This window comes from Sneathiella sp. (genome assembly GCF_041689005.1).
In the GTDB taxonomy this organism is placed as follows: domain Bacteria; phylum Pseudomonadota; class Alphaproteobacteria; order Sneathiellales; family Sneathiellaceae; genus Sneathiella.
Genome location: NZ_JBDNHC010000163.1, coordinates 1 through 4,322, shown reverse-complemented (window position 1 = coordinate 4,322; position 4,322 = coordinate 1). Strand labels below are relative to the sequence as shown.

The 4,322-nt window shown below is 54.2% G+C and carries 4 protein-coding genes and 1 pseudogene; 3 read left to right on the top strand and 2 right to left on the bottom strand.

The genetic code is table 11. The annotated features are described in order from the left end of the window. Positions 1 to 331, top strand: a pseudogene (locus ACESNI_RS17635) (DUF1343 domain-containing protein); the annotation flags it as partial. A gap of 98 nt (positions 332 to 429) precedes the next feature. Then, positions 430 to 1,011 carry a GrpB family protein gene (locus ACESNI_RS17630; protein WP_373089414.1) on the top strand — a complete coding sequence of 194 codons (582 nt, stop codon included), beginning with the start codon at positions 430 to 432 and terminating at the stop codon, positions 1,009 to 1,011. A gap of 74 nt (positions 1,012 to 1,085) precedes the next feature. Here the strand turns inward: ACESNI_RS17630 and ACESNI_RS17625 are convergent, their stop codons facing one another. Continuing rightward, positions 1,086 to 2,267: a VWA domain-containing protein gene (locus ACESNI_RS17625; RefSeq protein ID WP_373089412.1), complete on the bottom strand. Its 1,182-nt coding sequence runs from the start codon at positions 2,265 to 2,267 to the stop codon at positions 1,086 to 1,088. Positions 2,268 to 2,276: 9 nt separating this feature from the next. Next, entirely contained in the window at positions 2,277 to 3,170 is an 894-nt protein-coding gene (locus ACESNI_RS17620; RefSeq protein WP_373089410.1) for a DUF817 domain-containing protein, read from the bottom strand. Between the two features lie 176 nt (positions 3,171 to 3,346). Between ACESNI_RS17620 and ACESNI_RS17615 the strand changes: the two genes are divergently transcribed. Further along, positions 3,347 to 4,322 (top strand): methyl-accepting chemotaxis protein (locus ACESNI_RS17615; RefSeq protein ID WP_373089408.1); only part of this gene is annotated, 976 nt, incomplete at its 3' end.

Below are 4,322 nucleotides of genomic sequence, written 5' to 3'. Positions count from 1 at the left end.
GCCGACCTTCCACAAACATCAGGGCCAATTATGCAGCGCGCTGATGATCCATGCGGAGGGCTCATTTTACGATCACACAACGTTCAAGCCGTGGCGCCTGCAGGCGCTGGCGTTCAAGGCGATCCGGAGCCTGTATCCCGACTACGATTTATGGCGAGATTTTCCGTATGAGTATGAGTTGGACCGGCTGGCGATTGATGTGATCAATGGCGGCCCGGGACTGCGCGAATGGGTCGATGATGCGGCGCTGGGGCCGGATGATCTGGAGATGCTGGCGGCGGCAGATGAGACTGCGTGGCGGGCTGCCGTGGGCCAGCATTTGATTTACTAAAGTCTATGTCTGAAGTTGCTTGGGAAGCGGACAAGCTCGCAGCCCAAGAAGATCGCACGATGGCTGACATGGGTTCAACCATTCGGTAGGCAATCAAAATGACTAAGCGGATTGAAATCAAACCTTACCGGAGCGAATGGCGTACCGATTTTCAGGATATAGCTCGGACCCTTATGCCGCTGCTACCCGAACACGCGAGTATACATCACATAGGTTCAACAGCAGTACCAGGCTTGGCCGCAAAGGACATCGTTGATATTCAAATTACAGTCGATGACCTTGATCGCGTCCAAACCGCTCTATTCGCTGCCTCAGGTTTTCGTCACATTCCAAACCGGATCGATCACACTCCTGAAGGTAGATCGCTGGCGGTTGAAGACTTGACCAAACTTCTCTTCAAGTTCGACCATCCTGCCAGCCATGTCCACGTCCGTGAGCGTGGACGTTTCAATCAACGTTACGCTTTGTTGTGCCGAGATTACCTTCGTGCACATCCGGACGCGTCAGCTGCCTACGGAAAGGTCAAATTTGAACTAGCTCATCGGTTTCCCGGTGATTCTAAATCCTACTACGTAGTTAAAGACCTAGTGTTCGACATCTTAATGGCTGGGGCGACAGATTGGGCTGCAACTATGAATGGAAGGAACCGGAAGCTGACTATGACGACGAACAGGGGATAGCATCCGTATAAAGCCGAGACTTTGGGAAAATAGCACAGGTCAGCTAAATGACCACTAAGCGCTAGTAAGCATACTCACCCGTGCTTCCGGCTCAATTCGCGCATTGCTTCGTCCAGACCATCCAGTGTCAGCGGATACATCCGGTCATTGACCAATTGCTTGAGCATCTTGGTCGATTGCGAGTAATTCCACTGGTTTTCCGGCACGGGGTTTAACCACACTGTGGCCGGATAGGTGTTGGTTACGCGGGTCATCCACGTTGAGCCGGCTTCTTCATTCATATGCTCGACACTGCCGCCCTGATGAGTGATTTCATAGGGGCTCATCGCCGCATCGCCGACAAACACGATCTTGTAATCGTGGCCGTATTTGTGGAGGATATCCCAAGTGTTGGTCCGCTCTGCCCAGCGGCGGCGATTGTCCTTCCACACGCCTTCATACAGGCAGTTATGAAAATAGAAAAATTCGAGGTTTTTGAACTCGCTATTGGCCGCACTGAACAACTCTTCGACAACTTTGATGAATGGGTCCATCGATCCGCCGACATCAAGAAAAAGCAGCAGTTTTACCGCATTATGCCGCTCGGGCCGCATGTGAATGTCGAGCCAGCCCTGTTTCGCAGTGCCTTCAATGGTTGCGTCCAGATCAAGCTCGTCTGCCGAACCCTCACGTGCAAAACGGCGTAGGCGGCGTAGCGCCATCTTGATATTGCGGGTGCCCAGCTCACGCGTGTTGTCGAGGTTCTGGAATTCGCGCTTTTCCCACACTTTGATCGCGCGCTTATGCTTGCTCTCACCGCCAATCCGTACGCCCTCTGGGTTGAAACCAGAATTACCGAACGGCGATGTTCCGCCCGTACCAACCCATTTATTGCCGCCCTGATGGCGTTTTTCCTGTTCTTCGAGCCGCTTCTTGAGCGTCTCCATAATCTCGTCCCAATCGCCAAGCGCTTTGATCGCTTCCATTTCTTCAGGCGACAAAAATTTCTCGGCAACCGCCTTCAGCCAGTCTTCAGGCACGTCGACCGCTTGCTGGCCGTAATCAGTCAGGATGCCCTTGAAGACTTTGTTGAACACCTGATCGAACCGGTCGAGCAAACCTTCGTCCTTCACGAAGGTGGCGCGGCTGAGGTAATAGAATGCCTCGGGCGTCTGCTCGATCACATCCTTGTCCAGCGCTTCGAGCAAGGTCAGATGCTCCTTGAAAGAAGCCTTGATCCCGGCGGCGCGCAATTCATCTATGAAATCAAAAAACATACGGGTCCTCTAACCTGCCTCCGGCTGCTGCGCCAGAGCCGTGTTGGCGGCGGGTTTATGCACCGCTGCCAACAGCACAAAGGAGATATACATTAGCAAATACCACGCCCCCAACTTGCCAAAAGACACCATAGTCCAGACCTCAGCTTGTCCGGGATAGGTCCATGCCCTGGCAAAGGTCGCAATATTTTCCGCAAACCAGATAAAGATCGTAACCAGAAACCAGCCAAGCAGTAACGGCATCCAGCGGTCATTTCGCCAAACCCGGAAATATATCCGAGTCCGCAAATGCACCGCACCGAGCAGGACGAAAAACCCGAGACGAAGATCGACGAAGAAGTGATGCGCGAAGAAGTTGACATAGATCGCCGCCGCCAACGCATAAGTCGTCCACGCCGGCGGATAATGCGTGTAACGAAAATCGAAAATCCGCCAGACCCGCGCGATATAGCTGCCGACGGCGGCGTACATGAAGCCGGAGAACAAGGGCACATCACCGATTCGCAAATAGCTTGGTTCGGGATAGACCCATGATCCGGCATAGGTTTTGAACAATTCCATGATTGTCCCGACCACATGAAACGCCAGAATGACCTTGGCCTCGTTCCATGTTTCAAGCCGGAATCCCAGCATCGCCAATTGGATCGCCAAGGCCGCCAGCGTGAGAAAATCGTAACGGGGCAGGTCGGCGCCATCGGGATAAAACAAATGAGTCCCCATCAGCAGAGCCAGCATCAGTCCGCCGAACAGACACGCCCATGCCTGTTTGAAACCGAATAGCAGGAACTCATAAAGCCAGGACTGCGGGCCGGGCTGCGGAGTGAACGCCTCCAACCGCGCGCGGACCCCACCGAAACGGGTGGCTGCGAGACTGCCCCCAGATTTCGCTATTTTTCTGGGCATCCAGTCACTCGCTAAAATCCGAAATGTGAAACGGCTCTAGAACACAATTGAGGGAATTACGAAGCGCGAATCGACCGTGGAGCGGGATAGTAATTTATCGTTTCCAAGCGATCTTAAGCCGTTCGTAACGATGATACGGCTACGCGGGGTGCAACAGATATTAGGGGGCGCGATCAATGAAACATGAAACCTTTGGCAATGTTGTTCCAGGCTCGATTGACCTGATCCCGGAAAGTTGCGGCGAAGTGACCGTTGGTTGTTCCGACGTGGCAGGTATCGTCCAATCAGTAATCCTCTCATCCGAGAAATTACGAGCCGAACACGGCGCGCTGCAGGGAACCGTGGCTGAATTAGAGGCTGATCAGCGCAAGGTTTCCGAAGCCAGCGATGAGGCTCGCCTATTGTCCGAACGCGCAATTGAGCGTCTGGGGCAGGGGACAGAGATGATCCAGACCTCGCTCGGCCGAATTTCTGATCTGCTCGATCTGGTGGATACATTGTCCCAGCACGTGACCGGTTTTGCCGCCGCGATGGAGCAGGTGCGCCGGTGTTCACAGGACATCGACCAAATTGCCGAAACCACCAATATCCTCGCGCTTAACGCCACCATCGAAGCAATGCGGGCTGGGGACGCCGGCCGTACTTTTGCTGTCGTGGCTAGCGAAGTGAAAGGCCTCGCCAATGATACCCGTAGGGCTACCGAGGAAATCGGGCGGACTATCGATACGCTGGGCGGCGAGGCGGAACGGGTAATCGCCCAGATCGAAAGCGGCGCCGAGGCGAGCCGCGAAGCCAAGAATTCCGTGATCCAGATCGAACAAACCATAAATGGTGTGGCAGAACTGGTAGAGGAAGTGGACCGCCAAAACGATCAGATTGCCCGTTCCACCGGCACGATCAGTGGTCACGTAACCCGGGTGCAGCAAGTGCTCGAAAGCTTCGATACTGCGGCCTTGCACAACGAAAGCCAGCTGGAAACTGCGCATCACCGGATGAATGAACTGGAACTCACTGCCAGTGAAATGTTCGACAAAATCGTGAAGGCTGGCCTGTCTCCGAAAGACAGCGAGATGGTCGACCGTGCACAATTGGTGGCGAAGGAAATCACCGAGCGGGCCGAAGCCGCATTGGCCGAAGGCAATTTGACGACAG

Coding starts and splice junctions, on each gene's coding strand:
- ACESNI_RS17630 (WP_373089414.1), top strand. CDS start 430: ATGACTAAGCGGATTGAAATCAAACCTTACCGGAGCGAATGGCGTACC.
- ACESNI_RS17625 (WP_373089412.1), bottom strand. CDS start 2,267: ATGTTTTTTGATTTCATAGATGAATTGCGCGCCGCCGGGATCAAGGCT.
- ACESNI_RS17620 (WP_373089410.1), bottom strand. CDS start 3,170: ATGCCCAGAAAAATAGCGAAATCTGGGGGCAGTCTCGCAGCCACCCGT.